The 17,870-nt window shown below is 39.4% G+C and carries 17 protein-coding genes; 3 read left to right on the top strand and 14 right to left on the bottom strand.

Features of this window, described 5'->3' with window-relative positions; genetic code table 11:
• Nucleotides 1-31: 31 nt before the first annotated feature.
• The 8 genes from AC0VZ9_RS08050 to pobA form a co-directional block, all read right to left on the bottom strand.
• Nucleotides 32-1,414, bottom strand: coding sequence for a YjiH family protein (locus tag AC0VZ9_RS08050; protein ID WP_475397199.1), 1,383 nt, complete (start codon nt 1,412-1,414; stop codon nt 32-34).
• 48 nt (nt 1,415-1,462) lie between these two features.
• Nucleotides 1,463-2,317 (bottom strand): MurR/RpiR family transcriptional regulator, encoded by an 855-nt coding sequence (locus tag AC0VZ9_RS08045; RefSeq protein ID WP_217026839.1) that lies wholly within the window; start codon nt 2,315-2,317, stop codon nt 1,463-1,465.
• 318 nt (nt 2,318-2,635) lie between these two features.
• Complete coding sequence (locus AC0VZ9_RS08040) at nt 2,636-3,160, bottom strand: 3-phenylpropionate/cinnamic acid dioxygenase subunit beta (RefSeq protein ID WP_217026841.1); 525 nt, start codon at nt 3,158-3,160, stop codon at nt 2,636-2,638.
• The gene (locus AC0VZ9_RS08035) at nt 3,157-4,509 is read right to left on the bottom strand and encodes an aromatic ring-hydroxylating oxygenase subunit alpha (protein ID WP_217026843.1); all 1,353 of its coding nucleotides are present in this window, start codon (nt 4,507-4,509) and stop codon (nt 3,157-3,159) included. The genes AC0VZ9_RS08040 and AC0VZ9_RS08035 overlap by 4 nt, the downstream gene beginning before the upstream one ends.
• Nucleotides 4,510-4,562: 53 nt before the next feature.
• Nucleotides 4,563-5,867: a TRAP transporter large permease gene (locus tag AC0VZ9_RS08030; RefSeq protein ID WP_217026846.1), complete on the bottom strand. Its 1,305-nt coding sequence runs from the start codon at nt 5,865-5,867 to the stop codon at nt 4,563-4,565.
• A complete protein-coding gene (locus AC0VZ9_RS08025; RefSeq protein WP_217026848.1) occupies nt 5,857-6,429 on the bottom strand; it encodes a TRAP transporter small permease in 573 nt (190 codons plus the stop codon). Before AC0VZ9_RS08025 ends, AC0VZ9_RS08030 begins: the two co-directional genes overlap by 11 nt.
• 23 nt (nt 6,430-6,452) lie before the next feature.
• Entirely contained in the window at nt 6,453-7,505 is a 1,053-nt protein-coding gene (locus AC0VZ9_RS08020; RefSeq protein WP_475397198.1) for a TRAP transporter substrate-binding protein, read from the bottom strand.
• A gap of 298 nt (nt 7,506-7,803) precedes the next feature.
• Nucleotides 7,804-9,024 (bottom strand): 4-hydroxybenzoate 3-monooxygenase, encoded by a 1,221-nt coding sequence (gene pobA, locus AC0VZ9_RS08015; protein WP_475397197.1) that lies wholly within the window; start codon nt 9,022-9,024, stop codon nt 7,804-7,806.
• Nucleotides 9,025-9,144: 120 nt separating this feature from the next.
• Between pobA and AC0VZ9_RS08010 the strand changes: the two genes are divergently transcribed.
• Together AC0VZ9_RS08010 and AC0VZ9_RS08005 are read left to right on the top strand one after the other, a co-directional pair.
• A complete protein-coding gene (locus AC0VZ9_RS08010) occupies nt 9,145-9,933 on the top strand; it encodes an IclR family transcriptional regulator (RefSeq protein ID WP_375373426.1) in 789 nt (262 codons plus the stop codon).
• Between the two features lie 18 nt (nt 9,934-9,951).
• Nucleotides 9,952-10,731 (top strand): IclR family transcriptional regulator, encoded by a 780-nt coding sequence (locus tag AC0VZ9_RS08005; protein WP_217026859.1) that lies wholly within the window; start codon nt 9,952-9,954, stop codon nt 10,729-10,731.
• 52 nt (nt 10,732-10,783) lie between these two features.
• Here AC0VZ9_RS08005 and AC0VZ9_RS08000 read toward each other — a convergent pair whose 3' ends face one another.
• Together AC0VZ9_RS08000 and AC0VZ9_RS07995 are read right to left on the bottom strand one after the other, a co-directional pair.
• Complete coding sequence (locus AC0VZ9_RS08000; RefSeq protein WP_217026861.1) at nt 10,784-11,842, bottom strand: TRAP transporter substrate-binding protein; 1,059 nt, start codon at nt 11,840-11,842, stop codon at nt 10,784-10,786.
• A gap of 118 nt (nt 11,843-11,960) precedes the next feature.
• Nucleotides 11,961-13,736, bottom strand: coding sequence for a thiamine pyrophosphate-requiring protein (locus tag AC0VZ9_RS07995; RefSeq protein ID WP_475397196.1), 1,776 nt, complete (start codon nt 13,734-13,736; stop codon nt 11,961-11,963).
• 159 nt (nt 13,737-13,895) lie between these two features.
• On the opposite strand from AC0VZ9_RS07995, the gene AC0VZ9_RS07990 reads away from it, so the two are divergent.
• A complete protein-coding gene (locus AC0VZ9_RS07990) occupies nt 13,896-14,813 on the top strand; it encodes a LysR family transcriptional regulator (RefSeq protein WP_217026866.1) in 918 nt (305 codons plus the stop codon).
• 76 nt (nt 14,814-14,889) lie between these two features.
• Here AC0VZ9_RS07990 and AC0VZ9_RS07985 read toward each other — a convergent pair whose 3' ends face one another.
• Genes AC0VZ9_RS07985 through dmpG form a run of 4 tightly spaced genes read right to left on the bottom strand, consistent with a single transcriptional unit; the run spans nt 14,890 to nt 17,870 of the window.
• Nucleotides 14,890-15,735, bottom strand: coding sequence for a DODA-type extradiol aromatic ring-opening family dioxygenase (locus AC0VZ9_RS07985; RefSeq protein WP_217026868.1), 846 nt, complete (start codon nt 15,733-15,735; stop codon nt 14,890-14,892).
• Nucleotides 15,736-15,795: 60 nt separating this feature from the next.
• Nucleotides 15,796-15,981 carry a 4-oxalocrotonate tautomerase gene (locus AC0VZ9_RS07980; protein WP_217026871.1) on the bottom strand — a complete coding sequence of 62 codons (186 nt, stop codon included), beginning with the start codon at nt 15,979-15,981 and terminating at the stop codon, nt 15,796-15,798.
• A gap of 59 nt (nt 15,982-16,040) precedes the next feature.
• Nucleotides 16,041-16,829, bottom strand: coding sequence for a 2-keto-4-pentenoate hydratase (locus tag AC0VZ9_RS07975; RefSeq protein ID WP_475397195.1), 789 nt, complete (start codon nt 16,827-16,829; stop codon nt 16,041-16,043).
• Between the two features lie 15 nt (nt 16,830-16,844).
• Nucleotides 16,845-17,870 (bottom strand): 4-hydroxy-2-oxovalerate aldolase, encoded by a 1,026-nt coding sequence (dmpG, locus tag AC0VZ9_RS07970; RefSeq protein WP_217026886.1) that lies wholly within the window; start codon nt 17,868-17,870, stop codon nt 16,845-16,847.

The following is a 17,870-nucleotide window of genomic DNA, read 5'->3' as shown; positions in this document are numbered from 1 at the left end:
TGCTGCCTTTTTTATGAATGCTATAAAGTTTCTAAAAAATAATATGAGCCACAACTGCTACAATTGGCAGTGTTATAATAGTACGCAGAAGGAAAATTAGAATTAAATCCTTAATGCTGACAGGCAGATTTGAACCTAATAGCAGGCCGCCCATTTCAGACATATATACCAGCTGTGTTACAGAGACACAGGCAATAATAAATCTTGTCATTTCACTTTCAATGCCGCTGCCGATGACAGCTGGAAGGAACATATCTGCAAATCCAACCACCATTGTCTGGGCTGCTTCTGCCGCCTCCGGAATTTGCATCAGGGCCAGGATCGGTTCAAACGGCTTGCCAAGAATAGTAAATGCAGGGGTAAATTCAGCTATTACCAAGGCAACCGTTCCAATCGCCATAACAATTGGCAGTACTCCCATCCACATGTCCAAAACATTTTCAACACCTTCTTTTACAACAGCGGCTGCACTATTATTTGTACGCGCTTTCTTAATAGCATTATTTAATCCCCATTTAACAGGTGTAGTGTGTGTAGGGATATTCGTTTCCGCCTTGAGCTCTGTCCCTTCATAAGCTGTATCCGCTTTCCTTGATAAAGGCGGTATTCGAGGCATTACTATAGCTGCCACCAGACCAGCCAGAATAATCGTTAAATAATAATGAATGAAGTATTGCTCTAAGTTTAAATATTGAATAATTACAATTGTAAAAGTAATGGAAACAACTGAGAAGGTTGTTGCCACCACTGCTGCCTCACGCTTTGTGTAATATCCTTCTTCGTATTGTTTTGTCGTTAACAGGACTCCAATTGTCCCGTCACCTACCCATGATGCCAGACAATCAAGCGAAGAACGCCCCGGCAGCTTAAAAACTGGCCTCATAACTTTGATCAATAATGCACCAAAAAATTCGAGGAGACCGAAATTTAATAGAAGCGGCAGCAATAATCCTGCCAGAAGAAATGTAGTAAATAGTATAGGAATTAAATCATAGATTAAGAGCGCACCCGTATTCTCTGAATATATCGGTTCCAAACCGAACTCAAATAATGTAATAATAGCAAAAACTGTTCCAAATAAACGGGCCGCCACCCAAAACTTGCTCACATTCAGTAATTTGTTCAGATATGGACTGTCCAAGATAAAGCCCGGTTTAAAAATTACTGCTATCAGTGAGCCAATTACTGAAAGAGCCATGATCAAAACTGTAATTGAAGGTATGGAATCTCCCAGTAAACTATTAATTTGATTTGCTAAATAAGCAACGGGGATGGTAATTCCATCAGCTCCTTGAATCGGTACCATAAATAGTAAAACCCCGATTAGAGAAGGAATTAAAAACTTTAAATAGTCCCCGGTTGTGTAGGATGGCCTTTCCTCCTGCTGAATCATCTTCTTTGATAAACTGCTCATTCATTTTGCCCCCTTTATTTCTTGTATTAACTCCCCTGCTGTTCAAACTTACTCAAAAAACCGCTCTTGTTCAGCATATAAGATTTCCAGTTCCTGCTGTCTTTTTGCAATTCTTTCATGATCCCGTTCATCGATACCTGCAATCAGTACCTCCAGTAAACTAATTACGGAAGCTGCCGAATGATGTCCTGAATCCATAAGCTCATCCGTAGTAAGCGTAACTGCTGCCAACTGCCCGATAGGCGACAGCTGGCGGTCTGTTATGGCAATAACCCCGGAATCTTGCCTTTCAGCAAAAGAAGCAAGCTTTAACGCTTCTTTCCGATAGCGAGGAAAAGAAAAAATGACAACGGCCGATTGATCTGTTAAATCACACACATCCTCAGAAAGAAAACCGTTAGGGCCTGAGATATAAACATTTCCCCTTATTTGTTTAAGTGTGTAATAAAACCAGTATGCTGCGGCAAAAGAGCTGCCAAAACCACCAACATAAACCCTGTCTGCACGGATTAATGCATCAATCGCTTTCCAGATTTCCCTTTCATCAACCTGATCAAGCAATTGCCGAAGTATCTTCCTCTCCTGATCAATGACTCTCCTAAACAGATTCTCTTTCGCAGCATTTTCTATGGAAGAGTCATCCTCAAAATAATCCATCTGTTTCCCGGCAAGCCACTCTTTTCTAATTCGATCCTGCATTTGGGAATAACCGCTGAACCCTAGTGCATACGCAAGACGGATGACCGTTGTCTCACTGACTCCTGCATTTTTCCCAACTTGAAATGCTGTTAATAGAACAGCTTCATCAGCATGCTCCATAATAAATTCAGCAGCTTTCCTCTGTCCTGGCGAGAGTGAGGAATAGCTTTCTTTAATCAACTGGCTCATTGTTTTCTTATCCATGCCGGCTCCTCATGAATAGTGAAGGAAAAACTTCTTATGCAAAGTATAAAGCATGAAATGCTTCTCTAACAAGAAGAATTTCCACTATTCAAAATTATTTTTATCAATATCTATTTAGAAATCTATTCTTCTACATGAAGGGAATCCTTCTTTAAGAGAATTTTAAAGGATGAAATACTTCTTTAGCAAGAGAAAAATGTATTTTTAGTAAAAGTTATTTATTTTTATGCAATACATTGCCAGAAGTTTGAAGTAATCACCTGAAATTGCATAGAATCGAAAAAAAACCACTAAAGAGTGTCTTTAGTGGTTTTTTTGTTATAAAAACATGCTCATATTCATTGTCGTAATGACTGATTGATCTGGAAGTATTGTTCTTGATACAATCTTCCACTGATTACTCTCTTTCCTTACGATATCATTTCTCTCGCCGAACATCTCCTCTATATCATGGGTTGACCCTCTGCTTCTTTTGAATAAAAAATAACTTCTCACTTTAAATTCTTCTGGATTTTTCGTGCTCTCAATCATGATATTTGAGATAAAGTGACGCTGCCTGGTGGCTGGATTCTCTACCCATGCAGACTTTGTATATAGACGATTTACCCGTGTGGTTAACGACTTCTTTGTTTCCTCAAAGAATAATGCATCTTTGGATACATTATCGGCTCCTACTCCTTCAAGTGTTTCCCGCAGCGGCATTCTATATGTGAGATTGTCAGACAATAGGTCAAGCCATTCTTTATATTTCCCATTATCCAAATAGTAAGCTTCCATGTTAAGAAGATTAGTTATTTCCATTTGCAAGTGGGCTGTAATTGGAATTGACAAATACGAACTCATTTTACAGCCTCCTTTACAAAGAGGTCTTTTGAAATTAGCTTAAACCAATTCTCATGCATACTTCTCGAAATAGCATCTACATAAGTGGTCGGATAGGCGATTCCCGGCCCAGGGAAGGATTCATCTGGTTCAACCCTGTCAAACCCCATTAAATAATTACTGACATTATTATAACTTAATTCTTTATCCCTCATCATTAGCCCTTTGCTGACTTCAACAATCCTTGCCCATGTTTCTGTATCATCCTGTTCAAGAGTGCCAGTGGGGCCAAATGAACCTAAATATCCCCTATAAGCAGCTTCCTTATACTCTTCCGGGGCTGCCTTGTCTATAAGAAACCAGCACCAGACCTCTACTTTTTCAGGTCCTATAGGCCTCCACATCCTAAAATTCAAATAATTATGCAGATGCCCTTCAGTCCCATGAATGGGACTTACAAATGAAAGATTAGGATACACTCCTCCAACAAAAACGGTTACTCCAGATAAGATTTCATCCTGTTCCGGTGTCAGATTCTTTTTAAACATCGGCCACATGGACTCAGGAGTGCCTTGATAAGGAACTCTGGCTTTACCTGTTTTAGAGGTGATAACATTTATGCCATGTCCATTTTCAGTAACTATCTGGTGCCCATAGCCGGCATATAGGGGATCTTCCGGACTGATTCCAAGCTCGACAGTCGATCTGTGGGTTGTTTGGACATGGTAAGGATCTGCTGCAAAATTTTCTGCCGTTGCCTTCCAATTCGCTTTTGCTACCCAACGTTGCGGAAGGCCTCTCACTTCCATTCCGCCGTCACTTCTGCCAAGCAATATATCAAAATACCATTTCATATCACCTAAATATTCTTCCAATGGCATTGCTACAGGGTCCAGGCATCCAAAAATCATTCCCTGATAACTTGCTACTTGAGGAATTTCTCTTAAACCCCACTCTGATTTATCCATTTCTTCTCCATAAACCTTATTGCCTGCTACAATTCCAATCAATTCACCGTCTAAGTTATAGCTCCAGCCATGATAAGGGCAAGTGAAGTTTTTTTTATTTCCATGATCAGCCGTACATAGCTGTGTCCCCCGATGGGTGCAGGAGTTTAAATAACCTTTAATTTCACCTTTCCTATTCTTCACAAGAAGGACCGGGTCATTAACCATCCATCTGGTAACATAACTGCCTGGATCTTTAAGCTCTGTTTCATGAGCAAGAAACTGCCAAGTGTGCCCAAATACCTTATCAATTTCCAATTCATAAATATCTGGATCTGTAAGCACCCATTGCGGAAACAAGCCCTGCTCCATTTTTTCCTTCAATAAATGAAATGCCTTTTCGTCCAAAGTTTTTTTTATCATGTCTCAGGATCCCCTCCGAGTATATTAAGATTCATCCATAACATTCTCTCGCTTTACTTAATCATGCTCGGCAGAAATGTTACTATCTCTGGGAAAATAATGAGGATGATAGTTAACACCGCCATTGTACAAATTGCTGGAATTACTCCTCTAAAGATTTTTTCAATAGGAACATCTTTTACTACTCCACTAATAATATAAACACTCAATCCCAGAGGCGGAGTTAATACACCAATATTGATAAGCATGATCATGATGATGCCAAACCATAAACCATCAAAGCCTAATTGAGTAATAATCGGATATACTATTGGAAGTGTTAGTGTCATTATGGCAATACCTTCAAGAAACATCCCTAATATGAAATAAACAACCAGGATTAAAGCCAATATTACGTAAGGAGATACATCAAGCCCTCCTACCAGCGTAGTCAAATACATTGGAATTTGGCTTAAAGCTAAAAACTTCCCAAATAAAGCCGCCCCAATTAGAATCAAAAATAACATAACTGTTAATCTCAAAGTCTCATCCAAAGATGATAGTAAGTCTTTAAATTTCAAACGTTTAGTTAGTACAGTAAGTAAAAATGCTCCAATTGCACCGATACCCCCAGCTTCACTCGGAGTAAATACACCAAAATAAATACCGCCAATACTTATTGCAAATATTAGCAGAAAAGGCCAGATGCCTCTTAAAGAAGAGAATTTTTCTTTCGTTGTCGAAACAACCTGCTTTGTTGGAGCGATTTCAGGATTCAAGCGGACTTGTATATTAATCATCAGCATAAATAAGAGTGTCATTAGAATTCCAGGCACAAGGCCTCCTATTAATAATGGCCCAATGGGTTCAGAAGTAAGTGCACCATAAATTATCAGCAGGACACTTGGCGGTATCAGCACTCCTAATGTACCGCCAGCTGCTACTGCTGCAGTAGAAAAGGGTTTTTTATATTGATATTCATTCATTTCAGGAATGCATATTTTTGACAATGTCGCTGTTGTGGCATTAGATGAGCCTGAAATTGCAGAAAAGATTGAAGCTGCACCAACTGTCGCAATTGCCAATCCGCCTCGAAAATGGCCAATCCACTTATCAACAGCAACAAAAAGATCCTTGCCTAAACCGGTATTTGACATAAACATTCCCATTAAAATAAAGAGGGGGATAACACTTAAACCATAATTATTGGCAGACCCAAATGCAGAAGAGCCTAATTGGGATAAACCCACACTCCAATCAGACAGCCATGAAACACCTAAAAAACCAACCAGGAATAGCGAAAGACCAACTGATACCCTTAAGAGGATCAGAGTGAGCAACACCAAGATGCCAATAACACCAATTACCTCAGGACTCATTTTTAATCACCGCCTTTATGAATGACTGAAAAGCATCTAATAGAAAAGTCAGGGTAAAAGAAAAAGCACCAAATACTGTTAAACCTATAAAAATATACAGCGGTAATCCTAAATCTCCACTTAACTCATTTCCCTGCCAGGTCCTCTTGGTGTATTCGATTAATTGCCAGGTTGTTAGGGACATTAGAGTGAATAGAATAAGAGAAGCCGTTCCACTTAATACTGCTTGAACCTTAATAGGCATTTTACTTGTCAAAAAATCAATCTCAATATGGTCTTTGAAGATTTGTCCTGAGCCAAGACTAAAGAAAATCATCAATGCAAGTGCCAGACCTGTTAATTCATAAGTTCCTGTTATCGGATTATTGAAAAAGTATCTCCCTATTACATCTGCGGTAGTTAGAAACATTAATAAGAAAAGCAATATGCTGGAGACTTTATGCAAGATATTGTTTATTGTTAGGGTTAGTTTTTCTAGAAAAAGTGTCAATTTTTGAAAAAAGGAAAGCTCGCTGGGAATTACTTTCCCCAACGAGATATTTTTTTGTAATTCTTGTTCCATTAATATCACCTCGTAGTGTAGTACTACTTGCTCTCTATTAACTTAACCGTTTCATCATATATTTTTTTGCCATCAACATCATTTTTCTCCATTTCGGATAACCAATTTTCTGTTACACCTTTTGATGCATCTTTAAATTTCTGTAAGTCTGAATCTGATAAAGTAATGAACTCCGTGCCTCCATCTTTTGCTTCTTTCTCTGCAAGTTCTTTTTGTTTATCGAAGGCAGCACCGGCTTTTTCTGCCATTGGAACGCCGATTAGTTCATTTATCATTTCTTGATCTTCTTTAGGGATCTTGTCCCAGCTATTCCTATTCATTGCAACGTAATAAATGCTCGTATTAAATTCGCCAAGTGTAACATAATCCACTACATCAAATAAGTTAAAATCCTTGATTGCTGCAACTGGCAGAACCCCTCCATCTATCACACCCTTTTGCATAGCATCATAAATCTCCGGTGCAGGAAGTGAAACAGGAGTTGCCCCCCAAGACTCGATCATTTTTCCAGCTTCTACTGATGGTGTTCTTAACTTCAAGCCCTTAACATCTTCAAAACTTCTTACAGCTTTACCTTTTGTAATAATTGCATAAGGATCGGCAGCATGTACCCAAAGCAGCTTTACATCGTCATATTCTTTCTGAATTTCCGGGAAAGTGTCATACAGTTTTTGAGCTACAACACTTAATTCAGCACCGTTGCCGCCAGTAAGAAATGGAAGCTGCAGAACAGAATGAACTGGGAATTTCCCTGCATTATATCCCTGAAGTCCCCAGCCAGCATCCATGATCCCTGTAACAATATTGTCATAAGTATCTTTAGGGCCGCCTAAAGCTCCGCCTGGGTATATTTTAAATTTCACTCTATTTTTTGTAACCTGTGCAACCTCTTCACTAAAAGGTGCCATTGCTAATTTGTCTTGGACATGATCAGGGGAATTCATATGTCCCATTTTAAATTCAAGCGCTTTCCCATCAGCATTAGCCTCACCGCTAGAACTGCTTGAACATGCAGTGAAAACCATCAGCATCAATATCATCAAAATCGCAAAAGAAAACTTTGTAGTTTTTTTCACTATTTTTTTCTTCCTTTCTGCCTATTTAATTTTTCATTAAAATACTTGCACTTGTATAAATAAAACGCTTTCATTTTAATCAATAAAAATGTATAAACAGCAAAGGGACCTCCTTTCGTTTTGAATATATTAAATTTTTTATATTTTCTTATTTTTATGTTATTTCATTATTTATTTAGCAACAAGAGTTCAGTTGCTCTATATGCAACACATCTAAATTTTTTTATTTTTTTGCCCTAAAATAAAAAAACTCATAATGAGTGCAAAAGGCGCATCATTATGAGCAGCAAAGAAATATTTAAACTGATAAACTCGCAGAATCCATCTTGAAATTATATCCTGAAACTTCAAATGGAAGACCAACATAATTCTCAGCAAGGCTAGTCGATGCAGCAATTGAGGATGTCACATAATCCAGCTCTGCGAGTTGGATTTGATATTCATAGGATGAATGTTTGATATCTTGATGCAGCATTGTTGTCATCCAATAAGAGAATCTTTGTGCCTTCCAGATTCTGCGCAGGCATATTTCAGAATATTGGTCAAGGATTTCATTTTTGCCTGATTGATAGAACTGCAGCAGGCCATTTGACAGGACATATACATCCGAGATAGCAAGATTTAATCCCTTGGCGCCTGTAGGCGGTACAATATGTGCTGCATCACCGGCAATAAATAAACGTCCATGCTGCATGGTTTCACAAACAAAACTCCGCATTGATACGATATTTTTTTGGATGATTGGTCCTTCTTTCATTTTAAAGCTATCTTCATTATCAACCCTGGCATGAAGTTCTGTCCAAATACGGTCGTCTGACCAATTATTTATATCATCGTTTGGATCAACCTGAAGATAATGACGCTGGACTTCAGGTGAACGTGTACTAATTAGGGCAAATCCTCTTTCATGGTTTGTGTAAATTAGTTCGGGATTTACCAGTGGGGTTTCAGCCAAGATTCCAAGCCATCCAAAAGGATACACTTTCTGCTTTTCTGTACGGATGATGTTTGGAATGGCCTGGCGACTGGGCCCATGGAAACCATCACAGCCAGATATAAAATCGCATACAATTTCATTTTCCATTCCTTCCTTCTCAAAGCGAATCTTAGGCTCTTCTGTTTCGATATCATATAAACTCACATGATCTGCATTAAAAATAATTGTCCCGCCAGCCTGTACCCTCGCAGCAACTAAATCCTTGATAACTTCGTGCTGGGCATAGACAGTAATCTTTTTGCCGCCTGTCAATTCTTCCATGTTGATCCGATGCCTTTTTCCACTAAATTGCAGCTCTATGCCCTGATGAATATGTCCCTCTTTCAACATTCTTTCTCCTACTCCGGATGCATTCAGCAAATCCACTGTCCCCTGTTCCAGCACTCCTGCACGGATTGTGCCTTCAATTTCTTCCTGTGACCTTTTCTCAATAATAATTGTATCAATCCCCTGCAGATGGAGTAAATGAGATAACATCAGTCCTGCAGGTCCGGCTCCAATAATTCCTACTTTTGTACGCAAACTACCAATCTCCTTTTTTGCTATTAATATGTTAACGCTTTCATTATCATGTTATAATATGAATATTCTGAATAGAAGAAGCTTTTTCTTCTATATGGAACAATTATAAATTTTTTTGGAGTGGTTTGTTTGGCTTCCAGTAAATCGTTATTGCAATCAGTCCAAAACGGACTTTTCATAATTAAATTGTTTACAAAAGATAAGCCTCTATGGGGGATAACGGAGATTTCGCGCGAGCTAAATTTACCCAAAAGTTCTGTTAGCCGCTTAGTTGCAGATCTGACAGATGAGGGTTATTTAGAAAAATCCAGAAGACAATACCGCCTTGGATTAACCCTTTTATGTTTAGCTGGCGTCCTTACTACTCATTTGGAAATAAATCGGGAATCGGCAGAGCCATTAAACTCACTGGTGAATAGAATAGGAGAAACAGCTCACATCTCCGTATTGGAAGGTGACAGAATCATATATTTACTAAAAACTGAATGTAAACACCCAGTCAGGCTCCTTTCATACATAGGCAAAGACAATCCTGCCTTATGCACGAGTTCTGGACTGGTGTTATTGGCTCACCAGCCTATGGAAAAAACGATAGAGGTGATTGGCAAGGGGTTCCCCCAGATGGGGCCGAACAGTTTTACTAACCAGGAAGAACTTATGCAGGAACTTAAATACATAAAAGAAAAGGGGTATGCAATCTGTATTGATGTACTTCATCCAGACTCAGTCAGTATTGCTGCACCTATCCGAGATTATACCGGCCATGTCATTGCTGCTGTTAGTTCAGCCGGTTCAAGAAAAAGGATTTCAGAAAGCAAGATGAAAGAAATTGCTTCAGAAATCACCCAAACAGCAGAGACTATTTCGAACAGGTTAGGGTATCTTGAGTCAGGTTTTATTGAGATTTAAAAGTATGGGGTGTATTAAATGGATAATTTGCCATCAGAGAGAGTTTCCTCCTTGAAAAACTCACTAAGGCTATTAAATCTTTTCACAATGGAAGAACCAGAATTAAGTTTAAGTGAACTAAGCAAAAAACTGGGACTTGGAAACAGTACCATTTATCGATTGACCTTTACACTAGTGCAAGAAGGTTTCCTGGCGAGAGATTCTGTTTCTAAAAACTTCAGGCTTGGATCCTCAATTCTAGCTAAAGGAACGACGATTCTGTCCTACTATGATATCTGTAAGTATTCACCTCCAATTCTGAAGAAACTTGTCCAAGAGACAGGGGAAACAGCACATTTGTCTACCTTGACTGATAATAGAGTAATTTATTTGCAAAAAATAGATGCAGTAAACTATGTTCATCTTCTTTCACATGCAGGCAGGCAAAACTATATTCACTGTACAAGTTCAGGCCAAGCTATACTAGCTTTCCAGCCTGATGAAATAATTAAGGAAGTGATTGAAAAAGGACTCCCAAAGTTAACTGATCACACGGTGACCAACCCCAAAAAGCTGAAATTATTACTCTCCCTGGTTAAAAGAAATGGCTATGCTTTTAGCAGGGAAGAAATGCATAACGGTATATCATCCATTGCATCCCCCATCTATACTAAAAAAGGAAAAGTTCATTTCTCTATTAGTATTGCTGGTCCTTCTTCCAGAATCGATTCACAAACAGCTCCTGAGTTAGCAAAGTTTGTAAGGAGAGCTGCTGATGACCTTTCTGTAATAATTCAAAAAAGCAGTTCCTGTATTTGACCGTATAAAAAGTGCGCCCGCCCCATCTGGGCTAAGGCGCATTTTTCAAGAATTATTGATTTTTCAAGCGAACAGCTTCTTCATAAACTTCCTTTCCTGGAAGCCCTTTGGCCTCCATTTCATCAATCCATTTACTATAAACAGGCTGCAGGGCTTTTTCCCATTCTGCTTTTTCATCATCAGATAGCTTATAAACTTCTATTCCTGCATTTTCCGCTTGCTTCCAGCCAAGCTCACCGTCTTCATCATAGACTGCACCAGCTTTCATTGCCAGTGATTCGCCCATTAGATTTTCTATAGCTTTTTGATCCTCAGGGGATATGCTTTCCCAAGTTTTGGCGTTCATAACCATGAATAGGCTACTCGTATAGAAATCCCCTTTAGTTATATACTTTGTAACATCAGACAATTGGAAATTCGTTATCACTGATGCAGGAGCTAAAGCTCCATCAACGACTCCCTTCTGCATGGCTTCATATACACCATCCATAGGAATGGATACAGGGGTAGCTCCAAACGTCTCAAGAATAGCTGTTCCAGCAGGAGAAGGTGTTCGAATCTTCAATCCTTTTAAGTCTTCCATTTTCTTAATAGGTTTTTTCGAAGTGAAAATTTGGGCTGCATCATTCTTAAATAACCAGGCGATTTTAGTCTCTGCATGTTCTTCAGCTATTTCAGGGAATTTTTCATACAATGACCAGAAAATACGGGTACCGTCTTCGGCATTTTTCCCCATAAACGGCAGTTCTGTGACACCTGTTAAAGGGAACTTGCCAGGAGTATTAGCATGCAGTGCCATTGACATAGCTGCCGTACCTGTAACCGCCAAGTCATATTGTTCATTAGCTTTTCCCAGGGCACTCCCAGAATAAATAGTCCCTTTGACTCTTCCTTCAGTTGCTTTTTCAACCTCTTTCAAAAACGGCTCAATAACATCCGAATGCTGCGGATGCTGGCCTGGCATAAAGCTGGACACAGCCAGATCAACAGTTTTTTCACCTTTCGCTGCGGTGTTTTTGGAAGAACCGTCACAAGCTGTTAATGCCAAAGTCAAAAAGCTTGCAAATCCAAAAATACCAATACGTCTAATAAATCGCTGATTCTTTCCCACTGCATTACACCCCTTTTCTTTTAACAGTTTAAAACTTTCTCATTTTTTACATTGATGTTAAGCTATTCGAATTGTGCTTCATAAGGAATCGGCTTAATCACTTTTCTTCTTTGAAATTTCAGCATTGCGGCAGCCTGACATCCACTACCGCTGACTTACCTTCATGTTTGACTGCATGAATAGCTTTTAGTAGGGTATCTTTTAGTTCTTCTGGCCTTTCAATAATAAATGCGAATGTCCCGCCTGCAGCTTTAGCGATATCAGCGTACCTTGCCGCTGGATTAAATTTAACAAAAAATTCATCTGTTTTTTGAGCGATTCCATTTGGATGCACTCCTAATGTGGAAAACTTAGGTGCTGTCCAGCCCTCATTGTTGTAAATAATCGTCAAGAAAGGAGTTTCATATTTTCCTGACATCCAGTGCAAAGGAGTTGGATTACTGAACATAAAACTTCCATCACCTGTCAAAGCAACAACAAGCTTATCTGGTGCGGCCAGCTTTGCACCAAATGCAGCTCCTCCGCTCCATCCTAAGGAACTTGCTCCAGGGCTAAAGTAAGTACCAGGCTTGTTCCTTGGCAGGTGTCTTGTAACTGTTGAAAAATTTGTTATTGCTTCACTAATGACTATGTCTTCATCTTTAAGAACCTCCCTTAAACAGCCTGTCAGCATTTGTGGTGTAATGGCTGATTCCTCGCAGGGATGCTCCATTGCCTTCCATTCAAGTCTTTGCGCTTTGTGAATTTTTGAAATGCTTGTATATCTATTTGAAACGTACGATTCATCTATTAATCTCTGGTGCTTGTTAATGTATGAATTAATTTGCGAGAGGGCTGTGTAAGAATCCGCTTTAAAGAATCCTTCAGCCGGAATATACCAAAGCGGAATTTCTTCTTTTAATGGATCTATGTCAATGATTATAATTTCGCAATTCTCAGAGGGTTTATTTTTAAACGGTATCCATGGAACATCGCTGTCTACTACAAGAATAAAGTCAGCATCTTCCAAATGTTTATTTTGATGTGGTTCATTCCATGTATAACCAATATGCATCGGATGGTCAGATGGAAAATTCATATAGCTGGGCACTGATTCAAGTACAGGTATTGCCAGTCTTTCAGATAACTTAATTAATTGTTGTACACTTCTCTGGTTCCTTCCTAAATATGAAGTAACGATTAAAGGTTTTTCGGCTTTCAGCAACCGGCCTGTTATTTCATGTATTCTATCATCCGGTATGGCAGAAGGAGAAATGCCCCCCCATCTCTTAAGATCAATTTCATAAGGTTCAATTTCATCTTCCATTACTTCACGTGCAGCCATTAAGTATGCGGGCCCTTTTGGATCACTCTTAGCAATTTGCATTGCCCGAGTTACCATTTGTTTGATATTTTTACCAGTTCGTATTTCATTGTCATATTTTGCATATCCTCTTACGATTCCCCGCTGATCAAACGAATCCTGCAGCCAATGAATATACTCATTTCGGCTTCCCTTTAATTCCCCCTCTTGGGTAGAAGGTGATGTTCCAGCAAATATCAGAATTGGGATTCTCGCCTTTGCAGCATTATGTATAGCCCCTCCCAAATTTTGTGTCCCACAGTCAACATGAACAACAACAGCCTGCGGTTCCCCAGTAAGCATGGCATATCCATGTGCAGCACTCATAGCAACAAATTCGTGAGGACAAGTAATAACTTGAGGTGCATCTTTGCCTTCTAATTTAGCTTTGGCAAAGCTTTCAATGATGGCGGGATGGTCACTTCCCAAATTGGCAAAGATATATTTCACTCCATTTTCCTGTAAAGTTTCCAGCATGGCATCAGCTGTTGTATAAATTGTCTTATAGTTTGAATCTATGCTTGTTTCTTTATTCACTTCCTGAACACTCACATTTTCTCCTCCTATCGTGATCATTTTTGCCTAAACCATTATTAAGCGCTTACATCACTATTTAATTAAATCCTATCACATGGTAAAATATATGAAAAATATTAATTTTCTAATAATTATATACTTTTAAAGTATACCTAAGACAAGGAGCCGGTTTATATGGATTTAAGGCAGCTCAAATATTTCATTACAATTGTAGAAGAAGGACAAATTACACTCGCAGCGAAAAAATTGAATATGGCTCAGCCTCCGCTGAGCCAACAGTTAATAAATTTAGAGAAAGAGCTTGGAACAAAATTACTTATTCGTAATGGAAGAACACTTGAATTAACTGAAGCCGGGGAAATTTTATATAAAAAGGGGAAAAAGCATTTATATAACTTAGATGATATTGTCACTGAAGTAAAAGAAGCAGGAGGAGGATTGCGTGGAACTCTCAATATCGGGACAGCCATTTCGTGTATATGCTATCTTCCGGAACGAATTCACCACTTTCAAGCACATTATCCTCACATTACTTTTAAAATATGGGAAGGTGATCCCTTTCGTTTATCTGATTACATTCTTGACCGGCAAATTGAGCTTGCAATCGTTCGTTCCCCAATCGAAAAGAAAAATTTCTCATATATTTCAATAGAAGAAGAACCTTTTGTTTGTGTACTTCCTAAGGAGTGGCCAGTTGGCAGTAAGGCGAATTCTGTGACTATGGAAGAACTCTCTGTTTTGCCTTTGGTAGCTTTGCATCGGGTAAACGGAGAAGGTATTTATGAAATGCTTCTTGAAGAATTCACAAAAAGGGGATTAAAACCAAAGATTGTTGCAGAGTCTCCAAATACCACCATCCTATTATCATTAGTTGAGTCTGGGGTCGGTGCAGTTATTCTTCCCTTATCAGCTTCGATATCTTACTCCCGAGATAATATTAAAGTTCTTTCTATTAATGATTGCCGCCTTACCACAGGAACTTATGCTATCTGGCTGAAGAACGGCTATTTATCTCAGATCGCCAAACGCTTCTTAGAAACATTTAACAAGAACAGCCATCATATTCTAAAAAAATTAAAAAGGAACAATTGATTCAAAGCTGAAATTAAAGCATCAAATAAGCTGTGTAAATCTAAATTCACACAGCTTATTTATCAATATCATTTTATTAGTTAACATATTCTCTTCCTGTGGTCATACCCCTACATGATACATTTATTTTTTCAAATGTAATAAGAGCATTCCAGCTTCCGGAAGATTGACCATCAGCCAAATAGGATGGGGTACAATTATCCAGCATGCTGAAAAGCATCGCCAAGTGGCGTCCACCCGATTCGACCTTCGCCATTCTCGCATATTCAGGAAGCATTTGATAAGCAGATTTGTAATCTTTATTCATGACAAACTCTACAAACTGTTTATCAAGCGCATGTTCTGCGATAGTTGGCTTGTTATGCCTGCCCCTAACCAGATTATGAGATAATGCACCGCTCGAAACAAACACAATCCGTTTTTGGCTTTCACGCAGAACCTTTGCAATAACCTGTCCCCATTGATAGGTTTCCTCAATGCTTGCCGCTAATGTAACCGAAAGGTTAATGACTGGTATATCCTCTTTGGGAACAAGGTATCTCAGCGGTACCACACTTCCGTAATCCCATACATAATATGGATCATTTACGCATTGCACTTGCAGGCCGGCATCTATTCCAGCACTCACCAATTCATTCGCCAGCATTTCATCTCCTGGATACGAGTAGGGAACATCTTTAATTAAGTCCGGTGCTTCTATCGCTGTTAAGATCCCTTTATGAACTGGTGTACCATCAACATAGTGAAAAAACGTCGACGGCCAGTGACATGAAACAAGAACAATTGCATCCGGTTTAATTTGTTCAATGTCCTTGGCCACTTCCTTCATTGCATTTACCATTGGCTGCTGGAAGTCAGGAACTTGATCTTCATGGCAAATACTTGGAACATGGGGTACGAGCATACTTAGCTCAATTGTCATTCATCTGATCCTCCTTTAAAAAGTTTCTTTCACGCTCAAAGAAAACTAAACGATGAGCTTTCATTGTTCTGACATTGGCTTCCCAGCTTTTCCCCAGTGGGTTTTAGGGATTTCTGTCACAATCACTCTTACGGTTTCTTTCGGTGCATCCAATGTTTCCGAAACCGCATTTGTAATATTCTGAATAACTTCCGCAACCTTTTCCTTCGGTCTCCCTTCAATGATTTGAACATTGATAATTGGCATATCTTCTCATCTTCCTTCTATATAATAAGTTTAAGTTACTGGAAAACACCTCTGGTTCCTTACTCTTTTACTATGAATGTCACCTCACCAAGACCATCAAATTTGCCACTGACAAAATCGCCTGCTGCCAGCATACTTGCCCCAGTAAGTGCCCCAGTGAGAATCACGTCCCCTTTTCGCACTTTTTCGCCTTTTCTTGAAAGCATATTTGCAAGCATGGCAATTGAATTAGCAGGATGTCCTAACACCGCAGCTCCTGCTCCCAAATCTTTAATTTCACCGTTGATTGATAAAATGGCACCTACCAAATCCAGCTCTAATTGTTCAGGTTTCTTTAATGATGTACCAAATACGACACGGGATGTTGAAGCATTATCAGCAATTACATCTGGGAGGGTAAAATTGAAGTTCTCATAGCGGCTATCAATAATTTCTAGAGCCGGCAGCACATATTCTGTCTTTGCAAGCACTTGGGCACCAGTTACACCTGGTCCTTCAATATCTTCACCGATCACAAATGCAATTTCAGCTTCTACTTTAGGATGTATCAACTCACGGAAAGACAAATTCCCGCCATTTTCAATGAGCATATAATCAAATACATATCCATAAATCGGCTCATCCACATTCATTTGTTTCATCTTTGCCTGACTGGTTAAACCCATCTTAGGGCCTATTATTCTCTTCCCCTCAGCCATTTTGATATTTACCAGTTCTTGTTGGACAAGGTAACCTTCCTCAACTGTCAGATTAGGTTTGATTTCTGCGGTAACCTTAGTTACTTCACGCTTTTCTACTTCTGCTGCTACTAAATATTCAGCAATTTCCTTATATTCTTGATTTGGCATTTAATTTCCTCCTTATCAGACGCCGGCACCAAGTTTTTTCTTTGATATCTCTGCTGCCACATCAATAATCATATCTTCCTGGCCTCCAACAACTTTTCTCTTTCCAAGTTCTATTAATATATCCCGTGAATCGATTCCAAATCTTGCTGCGGCTCGCTGTGCATGCAGCAGAAAGCTGGAATAGACACCTGCATAACCAAGAACCAGGCTATCCTTTGTTATTTCCTGGGGTTTTTGTAAAATTGGCGCTACCAAATTTTCTGCAATATCCATCATTTTATATATATCCACACCAGTTGTAATTCCAAGACGGTCTAAAACAGCAACAAGCACTTCAGTCTGGGTATTTCCTGCCCCTGCCCCAAGACAGCGAATGCTTCCGTCAATCCTGGTAGCCCCTGCTTCAATAGCAGCGAGAGTATTCCCCATTGCCAGGGATAGGTTGTTATGTCCGTGAAAACCGACATTAACCGATAGGCTATTTTTCAATGCTTGAATTCTCTCTTTCACTTGATTAGGAAGTAAGGCCCCTGCAGAATCAACTACATATACTGTATCTGCTCCATAGCTTTCCATCAGCTTTGCCTGTTCAACCAGTTTTCCTGTTGGCGCCATATGGGACATCATTAAAAATCCAACCGTTTCCATTCCCAAATCTTTTGCCAATGCAATATGCTGCGGTGAAACATCTGCTTCCGTAACATGGGTGGCAATTCTGGCCATCTTTGCGCCTAAACGGGCAGCTTCTTTTAACTCCGGCATTGTACCAATTCCAGGCAATAGCAAAACAGCTATTTTAGAATTTGTTACCGAAGCCGCAGCTGCTTCAATTAACTCCATTTCATTCGTCAGCGATAAGCCATATTGTAAAGAAGAACCGCCCAAACCGTCGCCATGGGTCACTTCTATGTAAGGGACATTTGCTTCATCCAGTCCACGGGCTACTTGTGTTACTTGGTCAACTGTAAATTGGTGCCCTACTGCATGGCTCCCGTCACGCAATGCCACCTCTGTTATTAGAATATCTCTGTTTAGAGTCAT

The organism is Cytobacillus sp. QJM3NY_8 (assembly GCF_056173585.1).
The sequence above is the reverse complement of the archived record's forward strand: the minus strand, read 5'-3'. Positions and strand labels throughout refer to the sequence as shown.